Annotated in this window: 17 protein-coding genes, 1 other RNA gene and 1 pseudogene; 15 read left to right on the top strand and 4 right to left on the bottom strand. The window is 49.8% G+C overall.

Annotated features, from left to right (window positions below; all coding sequences use genetic code 11):
* Window positions 1-57: 57 nt before the first annotated feature.
* Together menI and ydiJ are read right to left on the bottom strand one after the other, a co-directional pair.
* Window positions 58-468, bottom strand: a complete 411-nt coding sequence (gene menI, locus BEG40_RS02385) for a 1,4-dihydroxy-2-naphthoyl-CoA hydrolase (RefSeq protein ID WP_000637978.1) — start codon at window positions 466-468, stop codon at window positions 58-60.
* Complete coding sequence (ydiJ, locus tag BEG40_RS02380) at window positions 465-3,521, bottom strand: D-2-hydroxyglutarate dehydrogenase YdiJ (protein WP_105284818.1); 3,057 nt, start codon at window positions 3,519-3,521, stop codon at window positions 465-467. The genes menI and ydiJ overlap by 4 nt, the downstream gene beginning before the upstream one ends.
* A gap of 213 nt (window positions 3,522-3,734) precedes the next feature.
* Here ydiJ and ydiK point away from each other — a divergent pair, with 213 nt between their 5' ends.
* From ydiK to BEG40_RS02330, 9 genes and pseudogenes are all read left to right on the top strand, one after another.
* Window positions 3,735-4,847: an AI-2E family transporter YdiK gene (gene ydiK / locus BEG40_RS02375; RefSeq protein WP_000248654.1), complete on the top strand. Its 1,113-nt coding sequence runs from the start codon at window positions 3,735-3,737 to the stop codon at window positions 4,845-4,847.
* A gap of 186 nt (window positions 4,848-5,033) precedes the next feature.
* An RNA gene (rprA, locus tag BEG40_RS02370) (antisense sRNA RprA) lies at window positions 5,034-5,141 on the top strand.
* Between the two features lie 134 nt (window positions 5,142-5,275).
* Entirely contained in the window at window positions 5,276-5,632 is a 357-nt protein-coding gene (locus tag BEG40_RS02365) for a YdiL family protein (protein WP_000995295.1), read from the top strand.
* A 99-nt stretch (window positions 5,633-5,731) separates the two neighbouring features.
* Complete coding sequence (locus BEG40_RS02360; RefSeq protein WP_105284817.1) at window positions 5,732-6,946, top strand: MFS transporter; 1,215 nt, start codon at window positions 5,732-5,734, stop codon at window positions 6,944-6,946.
* Between the two features lie 226 nt (window positions 6,947-7,172).
* Window positions 7,173-8,427: pseudogene (locus tag BEG40_RS02350) on the top strand (MFS transporter).
* Between the two features lie 11 nt (window positions 8,428-8,438).
* Window positions 8,439-9,305: a quinate/shikimate dehydrogenase gene (gene ydiB / locus BEG40_RS02345; protein WP_000383454.1), complete on the top strand. Its 867-nt coding sequence runs from the start codon at window positions 8,439-8,441 to the stop codon at window positions 9,303-9,305.
* A gap of 30 nt (window positions 9,306-9,335) precedes the next feature.
* The gene (gene aroD, locus BEG40_RS02340) at window positions 9,336-10,094 is read left to right on the top strand and encodes a type I 3-dehydroquinate dehydratase (protein WP_000860205.1); all 759 of its coding nucleotides are present in this window, start codon (window positions 9,336-9,338) and stop codon (window positions 10,092-10,094) included.
* A 146-nt stretch (window positions 10,095-10,240) separates the two neighbouring features.
* Window positions 10,241-11,836 carry an acyl CoA:acetate/3-ketoacid CoA transferase gene (locus BEG40_RS02335; RefSeq protein WP_105284816.1) on the top strand — a complete coding sequence of 532 codons (1,596 nt, stop codon included), beginning with the start codon at window positions 10,241-10,243 and terminating at the stop codon, window positions 11,834-11,836.
* A 13-nt stretch (window positions 11,837-11,849) separates the two neighbouring features.
* A complete protein-coding gene (locus BEG40_RS02330) occupies window positions 11,850-13,001 on the top strand; it encodes an acyl-CoA dehydrogenase (protein WP_105284815.1) in 1,152 nt (383 codons plus the stop codon).
* 42 nt (window positions 13,002-13,043) lie between these two features.
* Here BEG40_RS02330 and BEG40_RS02325 read toward each other — a convergent pair whose 3' ends face one another.
* The gene (locus tag BEG40_RS02325; RefSeq protein ID WP_000284823.1) at window positions 13,044-13,955 is read right to left on the bottom strand and encodes an AraC family transcriptional regulator; all 912 of its coding nucleotides are present in this window, start codon (window positions 13,953-13,955) and stop codon (window positions 13,044-13,046) included.
* A gap of 315 nt (window positions 13,956-14,270) precedes the next feature.
* Here BEG40_RS02325 and BEG40_RS02315 point away from each other — a divergent pair, with 315 nt between their 5' ends.
* The 5 genes from BEG40_RS02315 to fadK are packed head-to-tail and all read left to right on the top strand — an operon-like array spanning window position 14,271 to window position 19,330.
* Window positions 14,271-15,035, top strand: coding sequence for an electron transfer flavoprotein (locus BEG40_RS02315; protein ID WP_105284813.1), 765 nt, complete (start codon window positions 14,271-14,273; stop codon window positions 15,033-15,035).
* A gap of 19 nt (window positions 15,036-15,054) precedes the next feature.
* A complete protein-coding gene (locus BEG40_RS02310) occupies window positions 15,055-15,993 on the top strand; it encodes an electron transfer flavoprotein subunit alpha (protein WP_105284812.1) in 939 nt (312 codons plus the stop codon).
* 54 nt (window positions 15,994-16,047) lie between these two features.
* Window positions 16,048-17,337 (top strand): FAD-dependent oxidoreductase, encoded by a 1,290-nt coding sequence (locus BEG40_RS02305; protein ID WP_105284811.1) that lies wholly within the window; start codon window positions 16,048-16,050, stop codon window positions 17,335-17,337.
* Complete coding sequence (locus tag BEG40_RS02300) at window positions 17,334-17,627, top strand: ferredoxin family protein (RefSeq protein WP_000081089.1); 294 nt, start codon at window positions 17,334-17,336, stop codon at window positions 17,625-17,627. Before BEG40_RS02305 ends, BEG40_RS02300 begins: the two co-directional genes overlap by 4 nt.
* Window positions 17,628-17,683: 56 nt before the next feature.
* The gene (fadK, locus tag BEG40_RS02295; protein ID WP_021550695.1) at window positions 17,684-19,330 is read left to right on the top strand and encodes a medium-chain fatty-acid--CoA ligase; all 1,647 of its coding nucleotides are present in this window, start codon (window positions 17,684-17,686) and stop codon (window positions 19,328-19,330) included.
* 55 nt (window positions 19,331-19,385) lie between these two features.
* Here the strand turns inward: fadK and ppsA are convergent, their stop codons facing one another.
* Window positions 19,386-21,764 (bottom strand): phosphoenolpyruvate synthase, encoded by a 2,379-nt coding sequence (ppsA, locus tag BEG40_RS02290; RefSeq protein WP_000069365.1) that lies wholly within the window; start codon window positions 21,762-21,764, stop codon window positions 19,386-19,388.
* 331 nt (window positions 21,765-22,095) lie between these two features.
* On the opposite strand from ppsA, the gene ppsR reads away from it, so the two are divergent.
* Window positions 22,096-22,929, top strand: coding sequence for a posphoenolpyruvate synthetase regulatory kinase/phosphorylase PpsR (gene ppsR / locus BEG40_RS02280; RefSeq protein ID WP_000368056.1), 834 nt, complete (start codon window positions 22,096-22,098; stop codon window positions 22,927-22,929).
* The last annotated feature ends 132 nt before the right edge of the window (window positions 22,930-23,061 follow it).

The following is a 23,061-nucleotide window of genomic DNA, read 5'->3' as shown; positions in this document are numbered from 1 at the left end:
TTTACTGTGCAGATAATGACCAAAAGCAATATGCGTCACACTTTTCTGGTGACAACGTCACAAAATGGCGGTCGTCAATCGTGATGAACAGCACAAACGACCTTTCTCGTCGAAGATTTCAATCTGCCAGACCTGATGACGTGAACCAAGATGCAGCGGCTTGCAAACGCCGCGAACTCGCCCTTCTCGTGCCGAGCGAACATGGTTAGCATTGATTTCCAGACCAACGACTTTTTGCTCACCTTCGGTACATAAATAACCGGCAACGGAACCAATACTTTCGGCCAGCACCACGGACGCACCGCCATGCAGCAGCCCGAAAGGCTGCTTTGTCCGCGAGTCTACCGGCATTGTCGCTTCCAGGGTGTCATCACCAATATGTTCAAAACGAATATCCAGCAACCCCACCATGTTTCCGTCACCCATGGCGTTCAGCGCCTCAAGAGTGATTTTACGTTTCCATATCATTTAATAATCTCCAGTAATGCCTGCACAGGATGGCGTACCCCCGTGCCTTCAACCCGTTTTACCTGACTACGGCAGGAATATCCGGTCGCCAGACAGCGATTTCGCGGCAGACGCTGCATCGCCTGATGCCAGGATAACTCATAGATCCCAAGCGAGTTTTTATGATTTTTCGCTTCATGTCCGTAAGTCCCCGCCATACCGCAACAACCCACACTGACATTTTCCAGCTTCGCGCCAAAACGGGCAAATATCGCGGCCCATTGTGCTGGCGCCCCCGGCAAGGCGGTGACTTCGGTACAGTGACCAAAGAAATACCATGGTTCACCGCTGACCGCAGCCACTGGCTGTGACTCAAGTGCGCTTGTCAGCCATTCATTCGCCAGTAAGACGTTAAACTCGCCACGCTCCTCGCCCAGCGCCAGTTTATATTCATCGCGATAACAAAGTACCAGCGCCGGATCGACGCCCACCATTGGCATACCCAGCTTCGCCGTACGGTTGAGGAAATCCGCCGTCTTTTTCGCCGTCTTCGCAAAACGATTAAGAAAACCTTTGATATGCTGGGCTTTGCCATTTGGCGAAAATGGCAGTAACACAGGCTGGAAACCTAATTTTTCGACCAGACGGACAAAATCCGCCACCACTTGCGCATCGTAATAGCTGGTAAAGGGGTCCTGCACCACCAACACCGTGCGCGCTTTCTGCTCTGCATTGAGAGCTTCAAGCTGTTCCAGCGTCATGTTTGCCGAGCGATGCCCCACCATTTGTTGTTGCAGCGAGGGAACTGACAGCAGCGGCAAGTCGACCATGCCGATGTGTTTTTTCGACAGTTTGCGCACCAGAGGCTGGTTAATGAAAAAGTTAAACGTCTTCGGCGCTCGCGCCATCAGCGGCGCATAACTTTCGACCGTCGCCACAAGATGGTCGCGCAGCGGGCGTAAATAACGGGTGTGATAGAGTTGCAGGAAACGAGAGCGGAACTCCGGCACGTCAATTTTGATGGGGCACTGGGTCGAACAGGCTTTACAGGCCAGACAGCCTGACATCGCCTCTTTCACTTCGTGGGAGAAGTCATATTCGCCTTTATTTGCGTGCCAGCTATTGCGCGTGCGGGCAATTAACGTCCGCAAACTGGCTCGCGATTCCGGCAGTTCTTGTTCCAGTTTTAGAGGATCAACACCACGGTCAGCCAGCAAACGTAGCCATTCACGCACCAGCGTTGCGCGCCCTTTCGGTGAATGAATCCGGTTCTGGGTGATCTTCATCGACGGACACATGGGGCTGCGGGCATCAAAGTTGAAGCATAAACCGTTGCCGTTACATTCCATTGCTCCGCGCCACTGCTGACGTACCGCGATGGGGATCTGCCGGTCAAATGTACCGCGCTTCACCGCGTCCACTTTCATCATCGGTGCATCGAGACCTTCTGGCGGACAAATTTTCCCTGGGTTTAGTCGATTATGCGGGTCAAATGCCGCTTTAACTTTGCGCAGTTCTGCGAAAAGTTCCTCACCGAAAAACGCCGGGCTGTATTCGGCGCGAAAACCTTTACCGTGCTCGCCCCACAACAATCCACCATATTTCGCAGTCAACGCCACCACGTCATCAGAGATTTGCTTCATCAAAATCTCTTGTTGCGGATCGCACATATCCAGCGCCGGACGAACGTGCAAAACACCCGCATCGACGTGACCGAACATACCGTAGCTTAAGCCGTGGCTGTCGAGCAGCGCGCGAAATTCGGCTATATAATCCGCCAGATGTTCCGGCGGTACGCAGGTATCTTCGGCAAACGGAATGGGCTTGGCGGCGCCTTTTGCATTGCCAAGCAGGCCTACGGCTTTTTTACGCATCGCATAGATACGTTCAACGCCTGCCAGCTCGCGGCACACCTGCCAGCCAATGACGCCTGCTTGCTGACTAGCGATAAGTTCGTCCAGCCGCGCACAGAGTGCATTTACCCGCTGGTCAATCAGCGCCTCATCATCACCAGCAAATTCCACAATGTTCAGCCCGAGCATCTCTTTCTCGGGCACGTCAGTAATCAACTCGCTGACGGAATGCCAGACAATATCCTCCCGCGCCAGATTCAGCACTTTTGAGTCCACCGTCTCTACCGAAAGCGCCCGCGCCTCAACCATAAACGGCGCGTTACGCAGCGCGGAGTCAAAAGAGTCATATTTGACGTTCACCAGACGGCGCACTTTCGGCAAGCGAGTAATATCCAGTCGCGCTTCGGTAATAAAGGCCAGCGTCCCTTCTGAACCCGTCAGAATGCGCGTCAAATCGAACTCAGTCATCTCATCGTTAAAGACATGACGCAGATCGTAACCGGTAAGGAAGCGATTAAGTTTGGGGAATTTGTCGATAATTAACTGGCGTTGCTTACGGCAGCGTTGATAAACCGTTTTATAGATACGCCCAATAGCGGTATTGGTTTTACCCAGCGTTTCCGCCAGTTCGACGGGTAAAGGTTGCGTATCGAGAATATCGCCCCCCAACAACACCGCCCGCACGCCGAGCACGTGATCTGACGTTTTGCCATAGACCAGCGAGCCCTGACCGGAAGCATCGGTATTGATCATCCCGCCGAGCGTTGCCCGGTTGCTGGTTGAAAGTTCCGGTGCAAAAAAGTAGCCAAATGGTTTCAGATACTGATTCAGTTGGTCTTTAATTACCCCCGCTTCAACGCGCACCCAGCCCTCTTCAGGGTTAATTTCAATGATGCGATTCATATGACGGGACATATCAACAATAATCCCCTGGTTGAGCGCCTGACCATTAGTGCCAGTGCCGCCACCGCGCGGGGTGAAGATCAGCGATGAATAGCGTTCTTGCGCAGCCAGACGAGCGATTAATGCCACATCTGCGGTCGAACGCGGAAATACCACTGCATCGGGGAGAAGTTGGTAAATACTGTTGTCGGTCGACATTGTCAGACGATCGGCATAACTTGTCGCCGTATCGCCGGTAAACCCCTGTTGCTCCAGCTCTTGCAAAAAATTAAGCACCAGTTGAACGACGCCGGGTGCCTGGGAAATCTGTGGAATCATTATATTGACCCTTTCCTGCGGTCTGTGATGAGAGATTAATCGTTTGCGTGTTGCCTGAATTGTTGTACCACATTTTTTTCTTACACGCCCATCAGAATTAAGGGCAGAATCGGCCTGTTAAAAAACGCTGAAATTGCTCATCATTATGCAGGTGAGTTTCGCGTGTTCACGTCGCGTCGACGATTTGACGCACAAAAAAGGTGAAAAGTAGTTATGGTAAATGTTCGTCAGCCCAGGGATGTCGCACAAATTCTGCTTTCGGTGCTGTTTTTAGCCATCATGATTGTGGCATGTCTGTGGATTGTTCAACCCTTCGTTCTCGGCTTTGCGTGGGCCGGTACGGTGGTGATCGCTACCTGGCCGGTATTGTTACGCTTGCAAAAGATCATGTTTGGTCGCCGCTCTCTCGCCGTTCTGGTGATGACGCTGTTATTAGTGATGGTGTTTATCATCCCTATTGCCTTGTTGGTTAACAGTATCGTCGATGGCAGTGGGCCGTTGATTAAAGCCATTTCCAGCGGCGACATGACGTTACCCGATCTGGCGTGGCTTAATACCATTCCGGTGATTGGCGCGAAGCTGTATGCAGGCTGGCACAATTTGCTGGATATGGGGGGGACGGCGATCATGGCGAAAGTCCGTCCTTATATTGGCACCACCACCACCTGGTTTGTTGGGCAGGCGGCGCATATCGGGCGATTTATGGTGCATTGTGCGCTCATGCTTCTCTTCAGCGCCCTGCTGTACTGGCGCGGTGAACAGGTAGCGCAAGGCATTCGCCATTTTGCAACTCGTCTGGCAGGCGTTCGCGGTGATGCCGCAGTCCTGCTGGCGGCGCAGGCTATCCGTGCGGTGGCGCTGGGCGTGGTGGTAACAGCGTTGGTGCAGGCGGTTCTTGGCGGTATCGGTTTGGCGGTATCCGGCGTTCCTTACGCAACGCTGCTGACGGTGTTAATGATCCTCTCCTGCCTTGTCCAGCTTGGCCCGCTGCCGGTGTTGATTCCGGCGATTATCTGGCTCTACTGGACCGGTGATACCACCTGGGGCACGGTATTGCTGGTGTGGAGTGGTGTGGTTGGCACACTGGATAACGTGATTCGCCCGATGTTAATTCGCATGGGTGCCGATTTACCGCTGATCCTGATCCTCTCCGGAGTTATCGGTGGTTTGATTGCCTTCGGGATGATCGGTCTGTTTATTGGTCCGGTTCTGTTAGCCGTTTCCTGGCGTCTGTTTGCCGCGTGGGTGGAAGAAGTCCCGCCACCGACTGACCAGCCGGAAGAAATTCTCGAAGAACTGGGCGAAATTGAAAAGCCGAATAAGTAACTCTCTCATCAGGCGGCTCTGCCGCCTGATTGTTAACCATCGCTAATTGATATTTCATTTCTCAACCTCGTATTTCCCTGCTTACCCCCATTCAGCTGGTAGTACCTGTCGCAAATTCTTTACAGTTTTTAAACTAATGAGACGAATCTGATCGACGCAAAAAGTCCGTATGCCTACTATTAGCTCACGGTTATAAATCAACATATTGATTTATAAGTATGGAAATCCCCTGAGTGAAACAACGAATTGCTGTGTGTAGTCTTTGCCCATCTCCCACGATGGGCTTTTTTTTAACATTTTTCCGTTTACTTATCTCGCCATTCATTCTTTCCAATAATGTTGCACAAGATACTGTGACTCTCTTCAAGCCGTTAGCAGGCTGATAATGTTATTTATATTTTATTCTATTTTTGATGCAGCGATTACCTATGAACGCTTATGAACTCCAGGCACTACGCCATATTTTTGCCATGACTGTTGATGAATGCGCGACCTGGATTGCCCAGACAGGTGACAGCGAAAGCTGGCGGCACTGGGAAAATGGCAAAAGCGCCATTCCTGATAGCGTCGTTGAAAAATTGCTGGCTATGCGTCAGCAAAGAAAAAAACATCTTCACGCCATCATAGAGAAAATAAATAACCGCATCGGCAATAACACCATGCGCTTCTTCCCTGATTTAACCGCGTTTCAACGTGTCTACCCTGACGGCGATTTTATTGACTGGAAGATTTATCAATCAGTAGCCGCTGAGTTATATGCGCACAACCTTGAGCGTCTTTGTTGACATTTTAACGGGAATCAATAGCCATTATTACAAGAATAATGACCGGATATTAACGCAATATCGCCACATTTTTTAAAGCAAAGTTGCTAAGTGGATCTTATGAAAAGTCCCTATCTCCCTACCGCGCTGGGGTTGTATTTCAATTACCTGGTACATGGTATGGGCGTCATTTTGATGACTCTGAATATGGCCTCGCTGGAGACGCTTTGGCATACCAATGCGGCAGGTGTCTCGATTGTTATCTCATCATTAGGCATTGGCCGATTAAGCGTCCTGTTTCTTTCTGGCTTATTATCCGATCGCTTCGGTCGACGACCGTTTATCATTCTCGGTATGTGCTGCTATATCGCCTTCTTTTTTGGCATCCTGCACACCAATAACATTATTATCGCTTATGTTTTTGGTTTTCTGGCCGGAATGGCAAACAGTTTTCTCGATGCAGGCACTTATCCCAGCCTGATGGAAGCCTTTCCTCATTCGCCGGGTACAGCCAATATTTTAATTAAAGCCTTTGTTTCCAGCGGGCAATTTTTATTGCCGCTAATCATCAGCCTGTTAGTGTGGGCCGAACTGTGGTTTGGTTGGTCTTTTATGATTGCCGCAGGCTTTATGATTATTAACGGTCTGTTTTTATACCGCTGTACATTTCCACCGCATCCGGGTCGTTGCTTACCGGCAGTAAATAAAACAACCACTTCTGCGGAGCATCGCTGCTCAATAATCGATTTAGCCAGTTATACCTTATATGGCTATATCTCAATGGCAACGTTTTATCTGGTCAGCCAGTGGCTGGCACAATACGGGCAATTTGTCGCTGGCATGTCATACACAATGTCGATCAAATTACTCAGCATCTACACCGTGGGATCGCTGCTTTGCGTATTTATTAGTGCGCCGCTCATTCGTAAAGCGATTCACCCGACAACATTGTTGATGCTGTACACTTTTATCTCATTTATTGCCCTGCTCACCGTTTGCCTGTATCCCATATTTTATGTGGTAATAACATTCGCTTTCGTTATTGGTTTTACCTCTGCTGGAGGCGTTGTACAAATTGGCCTGACGTTAATGGCTGAACGTTTTCCCTACGCTAAAGGTAAAGCAACCGGGATTTATTACAGTGCGGGAAGTATTGCAACCTTTACCATTCCGTTGATTACGGCTCATCTATCACAAAGAAGTATTGCCGATATTATGTGGTTCGATACCGCCATCGCTGCCGTTGGATTTTTACTGGCGCTGTTTATTGGCTTACGCAGTCACAAGGAAACACAACATCCATCGCTAAAAGAAAATGTCGCCACGGGTGGGTAATGCAATATTCTTTTCAGGACATGCAAGATCTTACGGATAAATTAATCTTTCTGCGCTAATTAGGGGAAATCACGATCAAAAACAAACTATCTCATGCAATATACCTGGAAACATAAACTTTATGCCATGTACCCAGGGAAAATCATCTTCAGTATAGTGATTATGAAAACCGTCGAAGAACAATACGTACGGTAACAAAATTATCTTTCAGCAAGGAGCTGTGAAAATGTCTCAAAATAAGGCTTTCAGCACGCCATTTATCCTGGCTGTTCTTTGTATTTACTTCAGCTATTTTCTGCACGGCATTAGTGTTATTACACTTGCACAGAACATGTCATCTCTGGCAGAAAAATTTTCGACTGACAACGCGGGTATTGCTTATTTAATTTCCGGTATTGGCCTGGGTCGCCTGATCAGTATTTTATTCTTCGGTGTGATCTCCGACAAATTTGGTCGGCGAGCGGTAATATTAATGGCAGTCGCCATGTATCTGTTGTTCTTCTTTGGTATTCCCGCTTGCCCGAATTTAACTCTCGCTTACTGTCTGGCAGTGTGCGTAGGTATCGCTAACTCGGCGCTGGATACCGGTGGTTACCCGGCGTTAATGGAATGCTTTCCGAAAGCCTCCGGGTCGGCGGTAATACTGGTTAAAGCAATGGTGTCATTCGGGCAAATGTTCTATCCAATGCTGGTGAGTTATATGCTGCTGAATAACATCTGGTACGGCTATGGGCTGATTATTCCGGGCATCCTGTTTGTACTGATCACGCTAATGCTGTTGAAAAGCAAATTCCCCAGCCAATTGGTGGACGCCAGCGTTGCTAATGAATTACCGCAAATGAACAGTAAACCGTTAGTCTGGCTGGAAGGTGTTTCATCGGTACTGTTCGGTGTCGCCGCATTCTCGACCTTTTATGTGATTGTGGTGTGGATGCCCAAATATGCAATGGCATTTGCCGGTATGTCGGAAGCCGAGGCATTAAAAACCATCTCTTATTACAGTATGGGTTCGCTGGTCTGTGTCTTTATTTTTGCCGCGCTACTGAAAAAAATAGTACGCCCCATCTGGGCTAACGTATTTAACTCTGCACTGGCAACGGTAACTGCTGCTATTATCTATCTCTACCCTTCTCCGCTAGTGTGTAATGCCGGAGCCTTTGTTATCGGTTTCTCAGCGGCTGGCGGCATTTTACAACTCGGCGTTTCGGTCATGTCGGAGTTTTTCCCCAAAAGCAAAGCCAAAGTTACCAGTATTTATATGATGATGGGAGGTCTGGCAAACTTTGTTATTCCTCTGATTACCGGTTATCTGTCAAATATCGGCCTGCAATATATCATCGTTCTCGATTTTACTTTCGCGCTGCTGGCTCTGATTACCGCGATTATTGTTTTCATTCGCTATTACCGCGTATTCATTATTCCCCAAAATGATATCCGGTTAGGTGAGCGTTATTTTAAACACAATTAAGCACAGAGGTTAAAGGAGTTAATTATGGATGTTACCGCTAAATACGAATTGATTGGGCTGATGGCCTATCCTATCCGCCACAGTTTATCGCCTGAAATGCAAAATAAAGCCTTAGAAAAAGCAGGATTACCATTTACCTATATGGCCTTTGAGGTGGATAACGATAGCTTTGCCGGAGCAATTGAAGGATTAAAAGCCTTAAAAATGCGCGGTACCGGTGTGTCGATGCCGAACAAACAACTGGCGTGTGAATATGTTGATGAATTAACGCCTGCGGCGAAACTGGTGGGCGCCATCAATACCATCGTTAATGATAACGGCTACCTGCGCGGTTATAACACCGACGGCACAGGCCATATTCGCGCCATTAAAGAGAGCGGTTTTGATATCAAAGGCAAAACGATGGTGCTGTTAGGTGCCGGTGGCGCCTCAACGGCAATTGGCGCGCAGGGGGCGATTGAAGGGTTAAAAGAAATTAAACTCTTTAACCGTCGGGATGAGTTTTTTGATAAAGCCCTCGCCTTCGCGCAACGGGTCAACGAAAACACCGATTGCGTCGTCACAGTTACGGATCTCGCCGATCAGCAGGCCTTTGCCGAGGCGCTGGCTTCTGCTGACATTTTAACCAACGGCACCAAAGTGGGTATGAAACCCCTTGAGAATGAATCATTAGTTAATGATATCAGCTTGTTACATCCAGGACTTCTGGTCACTGAATGCGTATATAACCCGCATATGACGAAGTTATTGCAGCAGGCGCAACAAGCGGGTTGCAAAACGATTGATGGATACGGCATGTTGTTGTGGCAAGGGGCTGAACAGTTCACGTTATGGACTGGCAAAGATTTCCCTCTGGAATATGTTAAACAGGTCATGGGGTTCGGCGCCTGACAGGCTGACCGCGTGCAGAAAGGGTAAGAAATGAAAACCGTAACTGTAAAAGATCTCGTCATTGGCACGGGCGCACCAAAAATCATCGTCTCGCTGATGGCGAAAGATATCGCCAGCGTGAAGTCTGAAGCTCTCGTCTATCGTGAAGCAGACTTTGATATTCTGGAGTGGCGCGTGGACCACTTTGCCGACCTCTCCTGCGTAGAGTCGGTCATGGCAGCGGCAAAAGCTATCCGCGAGGTAATGCCGGAAAAACCACTGCTGTTTACCTTCCGCAGTGCCAAAGAAGGCGGCGAGCAGGCGATTTCCACCGAGGCTTATATTGCACTCAATCGCGCAGCCATCGACAGCGGTCTGGTCGATATGATCGATCTGGAGTTATTTACCGGCGATGATCAGGTTAAAGAAACCGTCGCCTACGCCCATGCGCATGATGTGAAAGTTGTCATGTCCAACCATGACTTTCATAAAACACCGGAGGCCGAAGAAATCATCGCCCGTCTGCGCAAAATGCAGTCCTTCGACGCTGATATTCCCAAAATTGCGCTGATGCCACAAAGCACCAGCGATGTGCTGACGTTACTTGCCGCGACCCTGGAGATGCAGGAACAGTATGCCGATCGTCCAATCATTACGATGTCGATGGCAAAAACTGGCGTAATTTCCCGTCTGGCGGGTGAAGTTTTCGGTTCGGCGGCAACCTTTGGCGCAGTAAAAAAAGCCTCTGCCCCCGGGCAAATATCAGTGAATGATTTGCGCACAGTATTAACTATTTTGCATCAGGCATAATCAATAACATTCCGGCGGGAACACCCTCACCCGCCGAAATAAAAACAAGTGTTTTAAGAGTATTTAATAAAAATATTCCGTGGATACCTGCGCGCTATTTTTTCTAGCTGGCGCAGGGAAATTCACACCTGAATCAGGAAAAAATAATGAAACCTGTAAAACCACCTCGTATTAATGGACGAGTGCCGGTCCTGTCGGCACAGGAAGCAGTGAATTATATTCCCGACGAAGCAACGCTTTGTGTATTAGGCGCTGGCGGCGGTATTCTGGAAGCCACCACATTAATTACTGCTCTTGCTGATAAATATAAACAGACTCAAACGCCACGTAATTTATCAATTATTAGCCCTACAGGGCTTGGCGATCGCGCCGACCGTGGTATTAGTCCGCTGGCGCAAGAAGGTCTGGTGAAATGGGCATTATGCGGACACTGGGGACAATCGCCGCGTATTTCTGACCTTGCAGAACAAAATAAAATTATTGCTTATAACTATCCACAAGGCGTACTTACACAAACCTTACGCGCTGCTGCTGCCCACCAGCCTGGTATTATTAGTGATATTGGTATCGGTACGTTCGTTGACCCTCGCCAACAAGGCGGCAAACTGAATGAAGTAACCAAAGAAGACCTGATTAAACTGGTCGAGTTTGATAATAAAGAATATCTCTATTACAAAGCGATTGCGCCGGATATCGCCTTTATTCGCGCCACCACCTGCGACAGCGAAGGCTATGCCACCTTTGAAGATGAAGTGATGTATCTCGACGCGCTGGTCATTGCTCAGGCGGTGCACAATAACGGCGGTATCGTAATGATGCAGGTGCAGAAAATGGTTAAGAAAGCCACGCTGCATCCGAAGGCGGTGCGTATTCCGGGCTACCTGGTAGATATTGTCGTTGTCGATCCGGATCAAACCCAGTTGTATGGCGGCGCACCAGTTAACCGTTTTATTTCTGGCGACTTCACCCTTGATGACAGTACCAAACTTAGTCTGCCGCTTAATCAGCGTAAATTAGTTGCACGGCGCGCACTATACGAAATGCGTAAAGGTGCGGTCGGTAATGTCGGCGTCGGTATTGCCGATGGCATTGGTCTGGTCGCCCGGGAAGAAGGATGTGCTGATGACTTTATTCTGACTGTGGAAACGGGTCCGATTGGCGGTATTACCTCGCAAGGTATCGCCTTTGGCGCAAATGTTAATACCCGCGCCATTCTGGATATGACGTCCCAGTTCGATTTTTACCACGGCGGTGGTCTGGATGTTTGTTATTTGAGTTTTGCCGAAGTCGACCAGCACGGTAACGTCGGCGTACATAAATTCAATGGCAAAATCATGGGCACTGGCGGATTTATTGATATCAGCGCCACCTCGAAGAAAATTATTTTCTGTGGCACGTTAACCGCAGGAAGTTTAAAAACAGAAATTTCCGACGGTAAATTAAATATCGTTCAGGAAGGTCGGGTGAAGAAATTTATCCGTGAACTACCAGAAATCACGTTTAGTGGAAAAATTGCTCTCGAACGGGGACTTGATGTTCGTTATATCACTGAACGCGCCGTATTCACGCTGAAAGAAGATGGTCTGCATTTAATCGAAATCGCTCCCGGTGTCGATTTACAAAAAGATATTCTCGACAAAATGGATTTCACCCCGGTTATTTCGCCAGAACTCAAACTAATGGACGAAAGATTATTTATCGATGCGGCGATGGGTTTTGTCCTGCCTGAAGCGGCTCATTAACAGGAGTATAACAATGGATTTTTCTTTAACCGAAGAACAAGAACTGCTGTTGGCCAGTATTCGCGAGTTGATTACGACTAACTTCCCGGAAGAGTATTTCCGCACCTGTGATCAAAACGGGACATACCCGCGCGAGTTTATGCGGCCGCTGGCGGATAACGGTATTTCCATGCTTGGCGTGCCGGAAGAATTTGGCGGTATCCCTGCGGATTACGTCACCCAAATGCTGGCGCTGATGGAAGTGTCAAAATGCGGTGCTCCAGCGTTTTTGATTACCAACGGTCAGTGTATTCACAGTATGCGCCGCTTCGGTTCTGCAGAGCAGCTACGTAAAACGGCAGAAAGCACCCTGGAAACGGGTGATCCCGCCTATGCCCTGGCATTGACGGAACCGGGCGCTGGCTCAGACAACAACAGCGCCACCACCACTTACACGCGTAAAAATGGCAAGGTTTATATCAACGGACAGAAAACCTTTATTACCGGCGCGAAAGAGTATCCGTACATGCTGGTGCTGGCGCGCGATCCACAACCGAAAGATCCGAAAAAAGCCTTCACCCTGTGGTGGGTCGACTCCGGTAAGCCTGGTATTAAGATCAACCCACTGCATAAAATCGGCTGGCATATGCTCAGCACCTGCGAAGTTTATCTCGACAACGTAGAGGTTGAAGAGAGCGACATGGTGGGCGAAGAAGGAATGGGCTTCCTCAATGTGATGTACAACTTTGAGATGGAGCGCCTGATCAACGCCGCACGAAGCACCGGCTTTGCCGAATGCGCCTTCGAAGATGCAGCCCGCTATGCCAACCAGCGTATCGCTTTTGGTAAGCCGATTGGGCATAACCAGATGATCCAGGAAAAACTGGCGCTGATGGCGATTAAGATCGACAACATGCGCAACATGGTGCTGAAAGTGGCATGGCAAGCTGACCAGCATCAGTCACTGCGCACCAGCGCGGCGCTGGCAAAACTGTACTGCGCACGTACCGCGATGGAAGTTATTGATGATGCGATTCAAATCATGGGCGGTCTGGGCTATACCGATGAAGCGCGCGTTTCCCGCTTCTGGCGTGATGTCCGCTGTGAACGTATCGGCGGCGGTACAGACGAAATTATGATTTACGTGGCAGGTCGGCAGATCCTGAAAGATTATCAGAACAAATAATCTGCAGGCGGCGCAGCTTCTTGCAAAACTGCGCCGCCAGATTTATCCGGCAAGACTTACGGGTTGAGGAAATTCAGAAAAGGTTTCTTGTTCCGCAAAACAGTTTTTAAATTGCCTGCGGTAATCACTGGGCGAACAGCCGACATGGCGCAAAAACAGTTTGGCGAAGTGATCGACATTTTCATAACCCACACGCCAGGAGATCTCTGCCTGTGATAATTCAGTATTGGTGAGTGACCATTTCGCTTCCGTCATACGCCGTTGAATAACATAATTAATAGGGGAAATTCGATATTCTTTAGTAAACTCATGACAAATATAGCTGACACTGGCACGAAACTTTTTCGATAACTGTTCCAGGGTGATTTTTTCGCGATAGTTATTATTCAGGTAAAAGAGAATATCTTTTATCAGAACATCTTTTTTAATATACCCCTGCTCCGAACGATACGCATTTTTAAAATTTTCGTAGTAAAGAATTGCTAATGTATAGGCAAATGCGTCCCATAACGAAGATATCTGACTATTTTTACTTTGCGGCAAAATCACGCTTAGCTCATTAAATAAGGTTTTAATGACCTCTTTTCCCTGCCCTGCGGCAATTACCGGACATGAATGTGGTTGCAGAAGCTGGTTTTCCTCTGCCCCCTGAAACTGAAAACCGTACAGCGCACAGGTACAGGTCGTTGCTGGATCGTTGACATCAGAAGCCACCGCATGAAGTCTGCCGCGTTCTATCACCACAATGTCATCGGCATGGGCTACATATAACGAGGAGTCAATGGTAAACCTTGCCACCCCTTTCTTGACATAAATCAGCTCAGTTTCATTGTCATGAACGTGATGTCCAGACTCCCATTTAGGATCATCGCTAAATGCAAAACGTGAAAGCCGTGGCGTTTTTCCAGAGACAAACAGCGTTTCGCTGGCATTATCAAAACAGCGTTGATACATGACAACCTCCCTATTCCATGAGCAAGCAAAAGCAATATATGCCGAATAAAATACGGTGTGTATTGCGGTTATACAACCGCGTTTAGCGAGAGCTAAACAAGATTATTTAAACCGAATGCAAGATTGTACGGTCATGGCATAACAATATTGCTGCTAACTGCACTTTTGTTTTAGCGATCGCATTTTTTTTGCAAGATTGTTGGCAAGGAAAACAGCTTGCTCCGTCGAAAACCCCGCACTGCTATCGCACACTATTTTCAGGCCATTTTTACCTTCCATCGGAGATGGTTCCGTATGCGACCCACAGGAGAAATCATGAAAATAATAACCTGCTTTAAGCTGGTGCCTGAAGAACAGGACATTGTTGTCACTCCCGAATACACCCTTAATTTCGACAATGCCGACGCCAAAATCAGCCAGTTCGATCTCAATGCCATTGAAGCTGCAAGCCAGCTCGCAACGGATGATGACGAGATAGCCGCGCTGACGGTTGGCGGTTCGTTGTTGCAGAACTCAAAAGTGCGCAAAGACGTGTTATCACGCGGGCCACATAGTCTTTATATGGTGCAGGATGCCCAACTTGAACACGCGCTGCCCGTCGATACCGCAAAGGCGCTGGCAACCGCAGCAGAAAAAATCGGCTTTGATGTACTGATCTTTGGTGAAGGTTCCGGCGATCTCTATGCCCAGCAGGTCGGTCTGCTGGTGGGGGAAATATTGCAACTTCCGGTGATTAATGCGGTGAGTGCCATTGCGCGTCAGGGCGATACACTGGTGGCTGAACGCACACTCGAAGAGGAAGTTGAGGTTATTGCACTCTCGCTTCCCGCCGTACTTTGCGTCACGTCTGATATCAACGTTCCACGTATCCCCTCCATGAAAGCCATTCTCGGTGCAGGCAAAAAACCGGTGAACCAGTGGCAGGCGAGTGATATCGGCTGGAGCCAGAGCGCGCCACTTGCTGAACTGACCGGCATTCGCGTACCGCCACAAACAGAACGTAAACACATCATTCTCGATAACGATTCGCCGGAAGCGATTGCCGAGCTGGCGGAACACCTGAAGAAAGCCCTGAACTAAAGCCTACGGAGAAGAAACGATGAGTCAATTAAACAACGTCTGGGTCTTTAGCGATAATCCTGAACGTTATGCCGAACTGTTTGGCGGTGCGCAGCAATGGGGACAACAGGTGTATGCCATTGTGCAAAATGCCGACCAGGCGCAGGCGGTTATGCCTTATGGCCCAAAATGTATTTATGTTCTTGAGCAAAACGCTGCGCTGCAACGCACTGAAAATTACGCTGAAAGCATTGCTGCCCTGCTTAAAGATAAACACCCCGCTATGTTGCTGATGGCCGCGACGAAACGCGGTAAAGCTCTGGCAGCACGGTTAAGTGTGCAACTGAATGCGGCGCTGGTGAACGATGCCACGGCGGTGGATATTGTCGATGGTCACATTTGCGCCGAACACCGTATGTATGGCGGGCTAGCGTTCGCTCAGGAAAAGATCACCAGCCCGCTGGCGATAATTACCCTTGCGCCCGGTGTTCAGGAACCGTGCACGAGCAATGCTTCTCATCAATGCCCGATTGAAACGGTGCCTTACGTTGCCCCGCGTCATGAAATTCTCTGTCGCGAACGCCGCGCTAAAGCGGCAAGCAGTGTGGATCTGAGTAAAGCAAAACGCGTGGTCGGCGTCGGGCGTGGTCTGGCGGCTCAGGATGATCTGAAAATGGTTCACGAACTGGCGGCGGCGCTAAATGCTGAAGTCGGCTGCTCACGCCCGATTGCCGAAGGCGAGAACTGGATGGAACGTGAACGTTATATCGGCGTCTCCGGCGTGTTGCTGAAATCCGATCTCTACCTGACGCTGGGGATTTCCGGGCAGATCCAGCATATGGTCGGCGGCAACGGCGCAAAAGTGATTGTCGCCATCAATAAAGATAAAAACGCGCCAATCTTTAACTATGCCGACTACGGTCTGGTAGGCGATATCTACAACGTCGTCCCTGCCCTGATTAGCCATTTGAATCGCTAATTCCTTTTCAACCACATCTCCCGCTGTTAACACAGCGGGAAGGGAGCATAACGCATGTCGGATGATAAATTTGATGCCATTGTGGTCGGTGCGGGCGTTGCCGGTAGCGTCGCCGCACTGGTGATGGCGCGAGCCGGACTGGATGTCCTGGTGATAGAACGCGGTGACAGCGCCGGATGCAAAAATATGACTGGCGGGCGTCTTTATACCCACACGCTTGAGGCTATTATTCCCGGCTTTGCTGCATCTGCACCGGTTGAACGCAAGGTCACACGCGAGAAAATCTCCTTCTTAACCGAAGAGAGCGCCGTTACCCTCGATTTTCACCGTGAGCAACCGGATGCCCCGCAGCAAGCGTCTTATACCGTATTGCGCAACCGCCTCGATCCGTGGCTGATGGAACAAGCAGAACAGGCGGGTGCGCAGTTTATCCAGGGCGTTCGCGTCGATGCGCTGGTTCGCGAAGGAAACAAGGTCACTGGCGTCCAGGCCGGGGATGATATTCTCGAAGCGAATGTGGTGATTCTGGCTGATGGCGTTAACTCAATTCTTGGTCGTTCGCTGGGAATGGTTCCCGCCTCCGATCCGCATCATTACGCTGTTGGTGTTAAAGAGGTCATTGGCCTCACGCCAGAACAAATCAACGATCGCTTTAACGTTACCGACAATGAAGGCGCCGCCTGGCTGTTTGCCGGTTCTCCTTCTGACGGATTAATGAGCGGCGGATTCCTTTATACCAATCACGACTCCGTATCGTTGGGTCTGGTCTGCGGATTGGGTGATATCGCCCATGCGCAAAAAAGCGTGCCGCAAATGCTGGAAGATTTTAAACAGCACCCCGCCATACGCCCGCTAATTAGCGGTGGCAAACTGCTTGAATATTCCGCGCATATGGTGCCGGAAGGTGGTCTGGCGATGGTGCCGCAACTGGTTAACGATGGTGTGATGATCGTCGGTGACGCCGCCGGTTTCTGCCTCAATCTGGGCTTTACGGTTCGCGGAATGGATTTAGCCATCGCGTCGGCACAGGCTGCAGCCACAACGGTGATTGCCGCCAAAGAACGCGCGGATTTCTCCACCAGCAGTCTGGCGCAATACAAACGTGAGCTGGAACAGAGTTGCGTCATGCGCGATATGCAGCATTTTCGCAAAATCCCGGCGCTGATGGAAAACCCGCGCCTGTTTAGCCAATACCCGCGCATGGTCGCCGACATCATGAACGATATGTTCACCATCGACGGCAAACCTAACCAGCCGGTGCGCAAGATGATCATGGGACATGCGAAGAAAATCGGGCTGATCAACTTGCTCAAAGATGGCATTAAGGGAGCAACCGCGCTATGAGCCAGAATGCTACGGTTAATGTTGAGGTCAAATTAGGCGTCAATAAATTCCATGTTGATGAAGGACATCCGCACATCATTCTGGCGGCAAACCCTGATATCAATGAATTTCGTAAATTAATGAAAGCCTGCCCGGCAGGACTTTATAAACAGGATGAAGCGGGAAATATTCATTTTGATTCTGCCGGTTGTCTCGAATGCGGAACATGTCGGGTGCTTTGCGGCAACACTATCCTCGAACAATGGCAATACCCTGCTGGCACTTTCGGTATTGATTTCCGCTACGGTTAATCACGCATCCCACAGGCCCGCACATCGGGCCTGACGTTTTGTTTCGAGAGTCCAAAATGAAAGTGACATTAACGTTTAACGCGCAGCGTCGTGCAGCCTATCGGCAGCAAGGGTTATGGGGTGATGCTTCGCTGGCCGATTACTGGCAGCAGACCGCTCGTGCGATGCCAGACAAAATTGCCGTGGTCGATAATCATGGCGCAGCGTACACCTATAGCGCGCTCGATCAGGCCGCGAGCTGTCTGGCAAACTGGATGCTGGCGAACGGTATTGAAACCGGCGATCGCGTCGCATTTCAACTGCCCGGCTGGTGTGAATTTACCGTTATCTATCTCGCCTGCCTGAAAACCGGCGCAGTTTCCGTGCCGTTGTTGCCTTCCTGGCGAGAAGCGGAACTGGTGTGGGTGCTCAATAAGTGCCAGGCCAAAATGTTTTTTGCCCCGACGTTGTTTAAACAAACGCGTCCGGTAGATTTAATCCTGCCGCTGCAAAATCAGCTTCCACATCTGCAACAAATTGTCGGCGTGGACAAACTGACTCCCGCCACATCGTCTCTCTCGTTAAGCCAGATTATTACCGATAATACCCCGCTGATGACGGCGATATCGGTTCACGGCGATGAATTAGCGGCGGTGCTGTTTACCTCCGGAACTGAAGGTATGCCAAAGGGCGTGATGCTGACACATAATAATATTCTCGCCAGCGAACGGGCATATTGTGCGCGGCTGAATCTGACCTGGCAGGATGTTTTTATGATGCCGGCACCGCTGGGTCATGCGACAGGTTTTCTGCATGGCGTAACGGCGCCGTTTTTGGTAGGCGCACGGAGCGTCTTGTTAGATATTTTCACCCCTGAAACCTGTCTCTCGTTGCTTGAGCAACAACGTTGCACCTGTATGCTCGGCGCAACGCCATTTGTCTATGACCTTTTGAATTTACTGGAAAAACAGCCCGCAGATCTTTCTGCGCTGCGTTTCTTTCTTTGCGGTGGCACCACGATCCCCAAAAAAGTGGCGCGAGAATGCCAACAACGCGGCATTAAATTGTTAAGTGTTTATGGCTCCACAGAAAGCTCGCCGCACGCGGTGGTGAATCTCGACGATCCGTTGTCGCGCTTTATGCATACCGATGGTTACGCTGCCGCTGGCGTGGAAATCAAAGTCGTCGATGACGCACGCAAGACCTTACCGGCCGGTTGTGAAGGTGAAGAGGCCTCGCGCGGCCCCAATGTGTTTATGGGTTATTTTGATGAACCTGAATTAACCGCCCGTGCGCTGGATGATGAAGGCTGGTATTACAGTGGCGATCTCTGTTGTATGGATGAGGCGGGTTATATAAAAATAACCGGACGCAAGAAAGATATTATTGTCCGTGGCGGAGAAAATATTAGCAGCCGTGAAGTGGAGGATATATTGTTGCAGCATCCCAAAATTCATGATGCCTGCGTAGTTGCGATGCCCGATGAACGCTTAGGCGAACGCTCGTGTGCTTATATTGTATTAAAATCACCACATCATTCATTATCGCTGGAAGATGTGGTGGCATTTTTTAGTCGTAAACGGGTAGCGAAATATAAATACCCTGAACATATTGTGATAACTGAAAAGTTACCCCGCACTGCATCCGGTAAAATACAAAAATTTTTGCTCAGAAAAGATATTATTCAGCGATTAACCGAGGGTTATTGCGGAATTACTGAATAAGACCCGTTTCCGCAAATAGCTAACCCCGGCGACATATTGTCGCCGGGGTTATATTTTATTTCTTCAGTTCAGCCAGACTTAACCAGGTTTGCACTACGGTGTCCGGGTTCAGAGACAGGCTGTCGATCCCCTCTTCCATCAACCATGCGGCAAAGTCTTCGTGGTCAGACGGCCCCTGACCGCAAATCCCGACGTATTTGCCCTGTTTCTTCGCGGCACGGATCGCCATCGACAGCAGTGCTTTCACGGCATCGTTGCGCTCATCAAACAGTTCAGACACCACGCCGGAGTCGCGGTCCAGGCCAAGCGCCAGCTGTGTCATGTCGTTTGAGCCGATAGAGAAGCCGTCGAAATATTCGAGGAACTGTTCTGCCAGCAAGGCGTTGGACGGAATTTCACACATCATGATGATCTTCAGCCCGTTCTCACCACGTTTCAGCCCCTGACGCGCCAGTTCTTCAACCACCGCTTTCGCCTGGTCAACGGTACGCACGAACGGGATCATGATCTCAACGTTGGTTAACCCCATGTCGTTGCGCACACGTTTCACCGCTTCACACTCCAGCGCGAAGCAGTCGCGGAAGCTATCAGAAACGTAGCGACCGGCGCCACGGAAGCCCAGCATCGGGTTCTCTTCATGCGGCTCGTAACGCTCGCCACCGACCAGGTTTGCATATTCGTTGGATTTAAAATCAGAGAGACGGACAATGACGCGCTTCGGATAAAACGCAGCGCCCAGCGTCGCGATCCCTTCAGTCAGACGACCAACGTAAAATTCACGCGGGGAATCAAAGCCTTTCATCATCTCGCGGATTTCGTTTTGCAACTGCGGTTCCTGGTCGTCAAACTCAAGCAGTGCGCGCGGGTGAACGCCAATCATGCGGTTGATGATAAATTCCAGGCGCGCCAGACCTACGCCTTCATTTGGCAGACAGGCAAAGTCAAACGCACGATCCGGGTTACCGACGTTCATCATCACTTTCAGCGGCAGATCCGGCATGGTTTCCACGCTGGAGCTTTTCACGCTAAATTCCAGCAACTCAGCATAAACGTAACCGGTGTCGCCTTCAGCGCAGGAAACGGTGACCTTCTCACCGTCTTTCATCCGTTCAGTCGCATCGCCACACCCTACCACCGCCGGAATACCCAGTTCACGGGCGATGATCGCCGCGTGACAGGTACGTCCGCCACGGTTGGTGACGATGGCAGAGGCTTTCTTCATGATCGGTTCCCAGTCCGGGTCGGTCATGTCAGTGACCAGCACGTCGCCAGGTTCGATGCGGTTCATTTCGCTAATGTCATGGATGACTTTCACCGGCCCCGCGCCAATGCGATGACCGATAGCGCGGCCTTCGGCGATAATCTTGCCCTGTGAATGCAGCGTATAACGTTCCATGACCTGACCGCGTGAACGCACGGTTTCCGGACGTGCCTGCACAATAAACAGTTTGCCGGTGTGGCCATCTTTCGCCCACTCAATGTCCATCGGGCGACCGTAGTGTTTCTCAATTTGTACGGCCTGTTTTGCCAGTTCCTGCACTTCTTCGTTGGTCAGCGAGAAGATGTCACGTTGTTCCTGTGGCACATCTTCAATTTTAACCTGCTTGCCGTGCTCCTGAGTCGGCGCGTAGACCATGCGGATTTTTTTCGACCCCATGGTACGGCGCACGATAGCCGGGCGATTCGCCGCCAGCGTCGGTTTATGCACGTAAAACTCATCCGGGTTAACCGCGCCCTGCACAACCATCTCACCGAGACCCCATGCGGAAGTGATAAACACCACCTGGTCGAAACCGGATTCGGTATCAATGGAGAACATCACGCCAGAAGATGCGAGGTCGGAACGCACCATCCGCTGAACACCGGCTGAGAGCGCCACGCCACGGTGATCATACCCCTGGTGAACGCGATAAGAGATGGCGCGATCGTTAAACAGGGAAGCAAAGACATGCTTCACTGCCACCAGTACGGCGTCAAAACCCTGAACGTTGAGGAAGGTCTCCTGCTGACCGGCGAAGGAGGCGTCCGGCATGTCTTCTGCGGTGGCGGAGGAACGCACCGCAAAAGAGGCGTTTTCGTCATCGGCGGAAAGCTGTGCATAGGCTTCGCGGATGGCGTTTTCCAGCTCAGGCTGGAAGGGAGTGTCGATAATCCACTGGCGGATTTGCGCGCCTGCTTTCGCAAGCTGGGTAACATCGTCAATATCCGTTTTATCCAGCAGTTCATAAATGCGCTGGTTTACGCCGCTTTGATCCAGAAACTGGTTAAACGCATCGGCGGTGGTGGCGAAACCATTCGGAACGGAAACGCCCATTCCGGAAAGGTTAGTAATCATTTCACCCAGGGAGGCATTTTTGCCCCCAACCCTGTCTACATCATTCATGCCGAGTTGGTTATACCAAAGCACCAGCGGTGACGAGCCATTGTTGGACATCGAACAATCCTTTTGTGATAAATGAACGGTTTGAGAAACACATTTCTGCGCATTTATCTTTGCATATTTAACCGGATGAAAAAAACGGTGAATCGTTCAAGCAAATATATTTTTTTACTTTTTAAGACTGATCCCAGCGTTGCGCAAATCTGTTATCTTCGATAATTCCCACATAAACCATCGGTATAAACGAAACCGGAAAATGAAATGCCGTTTTCATAAAAAATAAAATTGAAGGTTCATTTTATAAACCAGGCATAACGTTCTACGCTTCTGTACATTTTTAATTTATGCTTTCATAGAATTATGTCTGCATCACGGGAAGAACAAAATGGATAATGCTGTTGATCGCCACGTTTTTTATATTTCTGATGGTACGGCAATAACTGCGGAGGTATTAGGACACGCAGTGATGTCGCAATTTCCCGTTACTATCAGCAGCATTACGCTGCCGTTTGTCGAAAATGAGAGCCGGGCGCGGGCGGTGAAAGACCAAATAGACGCGATTTATCAGCAAACAGGTGTGCGCCCGCTGGTCTTCTACTCCATCGTGTTACCGGAAATTCGCGCCATCATCTTGCAAAGTGAAGGTTTTTGTCAGGATATCGTTCAGGCGCTGGTTGCCCCGCTACAACAAGAAATGAAGCTGGACCCGACGCCGATTGCCCATCGAACCCATGGTCTGAATCCCAACAACCTTAATAAATATGATGCGCGCATTGCGGCGATTGATTACACCCTCGCTCATGATGACGGCATTTCGTTGCGAAATCTGGATCAGGCACAGGTGATCCTGCTCGGCGTTTCTCGTTGCGGTAAAACTCCCACCAGTCTGTATCTGGCGATGCAGTTTGGTATCCGCGCGGCAAACTACCCCTTTATTGCCGATGACATGGATAATCTGGTGCTTCCCGCGTCCCTTAAACCGCTACAGCATAAACTGTTCGGGCTAACCATCGACCCTGAGCGTCTGGCGGCTATTCGCGAAGAGCGTCGGGAAAACAGTCGCTATGCCTCGCTTCGTCAGTGTCGGATGGAAGTCGCGGAAGTAGAAGCGTTGTACCGTAAAAATCAGATCCCGTGGATCAACAGTACCAATTATTCGGTAGAAGAGATTGCCACCAAGATCCTCGATATCATGGGTCTTAGCCGGAGAATGTACTAGAAAACTAGTATAAGAGTTCGCTTTTTTGTTATTATGCCGTCAATTGAGCGAGGCGTAACCTGCCTCGCACTTGAAATCAGCAGGGATTGGTTTATCGTGATGCGCATCACTTCCCGGTAGTCCTGCCGTTGA

It is taken from the genome of Escherichia sp. MOD1-EC5495 (assembly GCF_002965965.1).
Lineage (GTDB): Bacteria > Pseudomonadota > Gammaproteobacteria > Enterobacterales > Enterobacteriaceae > Escherichia > Escherichia ruysiae.
The sequence above is the reverse complement of the archived record's forward strand: the minus strand, read 5'-3'. Positions and strand labels throughout refer to the sequence as shown.

Bases quoted from the DNA above. Each gene is read 5' to 3' on its own strand.
- menI (WP_000637978.1), bottom strand. From the start codon at position 468: ATGATATGGAAACGTAAAATCACTCTTGAGGCGCTGAACGCCATGGGT.
- ydiJ (WP_105284818.1), bottom strand. From the start codon at position 3,521: ATGATTCCACAGATTTCCCAGGCACCCGGCGTCGTTCAACTGGTGCTT.
- ydiK (WP_000248654.1), top strand. From the start codon at position 3,735: ATGGTAAATGTTCGTCAGCCCAGGGATGTCGCACAAATTCTGCTTTCG.
- BEG40_RS02365 (WP_000995295.1), top strand. From the start codon at position 5,276: ATGAACGCTTATGAACTCCAGGCACTACGCCATATTTTTGCCATGACT.
- BEG40_RS02360 (WP_105284817.1), top strand. From the start codon at position 5,732: ATGAAAAGTCCCTATCTCCCTACCGCGCTGGGGTTGTATTTCAATTAC.
- ydiB (WP_000383454.1), top strand. From the start codon at position 8,439: ATGGATGTTACCGCTAAATACGAATTGATTGGGCTGATGGCCTATCCT.
- aroD (WP_000860205.1), top strand. From the start codon at position 9,336: ATGAAAACCGTAACTGTAAAAGATCTCGTCATTGGCACGGGCGCACCA.
- BEG40_RS02335 (WP_105284816.1), top strand. From the start codon at position 10,241: ATGAAACCTGTAAAACCACCTCGTATTAATGGACGAGTGCCGGTCCTG.
- BEG40_RS02330 (WP_105284815.1), top strand. From the start codon at position 11,850: ATGGATTTTTCTTTAACCGAAGAACAAGAACTGCTGTTGGCCAGTATT.
- BEG40_RS02325 (WP_000284823.1), bottom strand. From the start codon at position 13,955: ATGTATCAACGCTGTTTTGATAATGCCAGCGAAACGCTGTTTGTCTCT.
- BEG40_RS02315 (WP_105284813.1), top strand. From the start codon at position 14,271: ATGAAAATAATAACCTGCTTTAAGCTGGTGCCTGAAGAACAGGACATT.
- BEG40_RS02310 (WP_105284812.1), top strand. From the start codon at position 15,055: ATGAGTCAATTAAACAACGTCTGGGTCTTTAGCGATAATCCTGAACGT.
- BEG40_RS02305 (WP_105284811.1), top strand. From the start codon at position 16,048: ATGTCGGATGATAAATTTGATGCCATTGTGGTCGGTGCGGGCGTTGCC.
- BEG40_RS02300 (WP_000081089.1), top strand. From the start codon at position 17,334: ATGAGCCAGAATGCTACGGTTAATGTTGAGGTCAAATTAGGCGTCAAT.
- fadK (WP_021550695.1), top strand. From the start codon at position 17,684: ATGAAAGTGACATTAACGTTTAACGCGCAGCGTCGTGCAGCCTATCGG.
- ppsA (WP_000069365.1), bottom strand. From the start codon at position 21,764: ATGTCCAACAATGGCTCGTCACCGCTGGTGCTTTGGTATAACCAACTC.
- ppsR (WP_000368056.1), top strand. From the start codon at position 22,096: ATGGATAATGCTGTTGATCGCCACGTTTTTTATATTTCTGATGGTACG.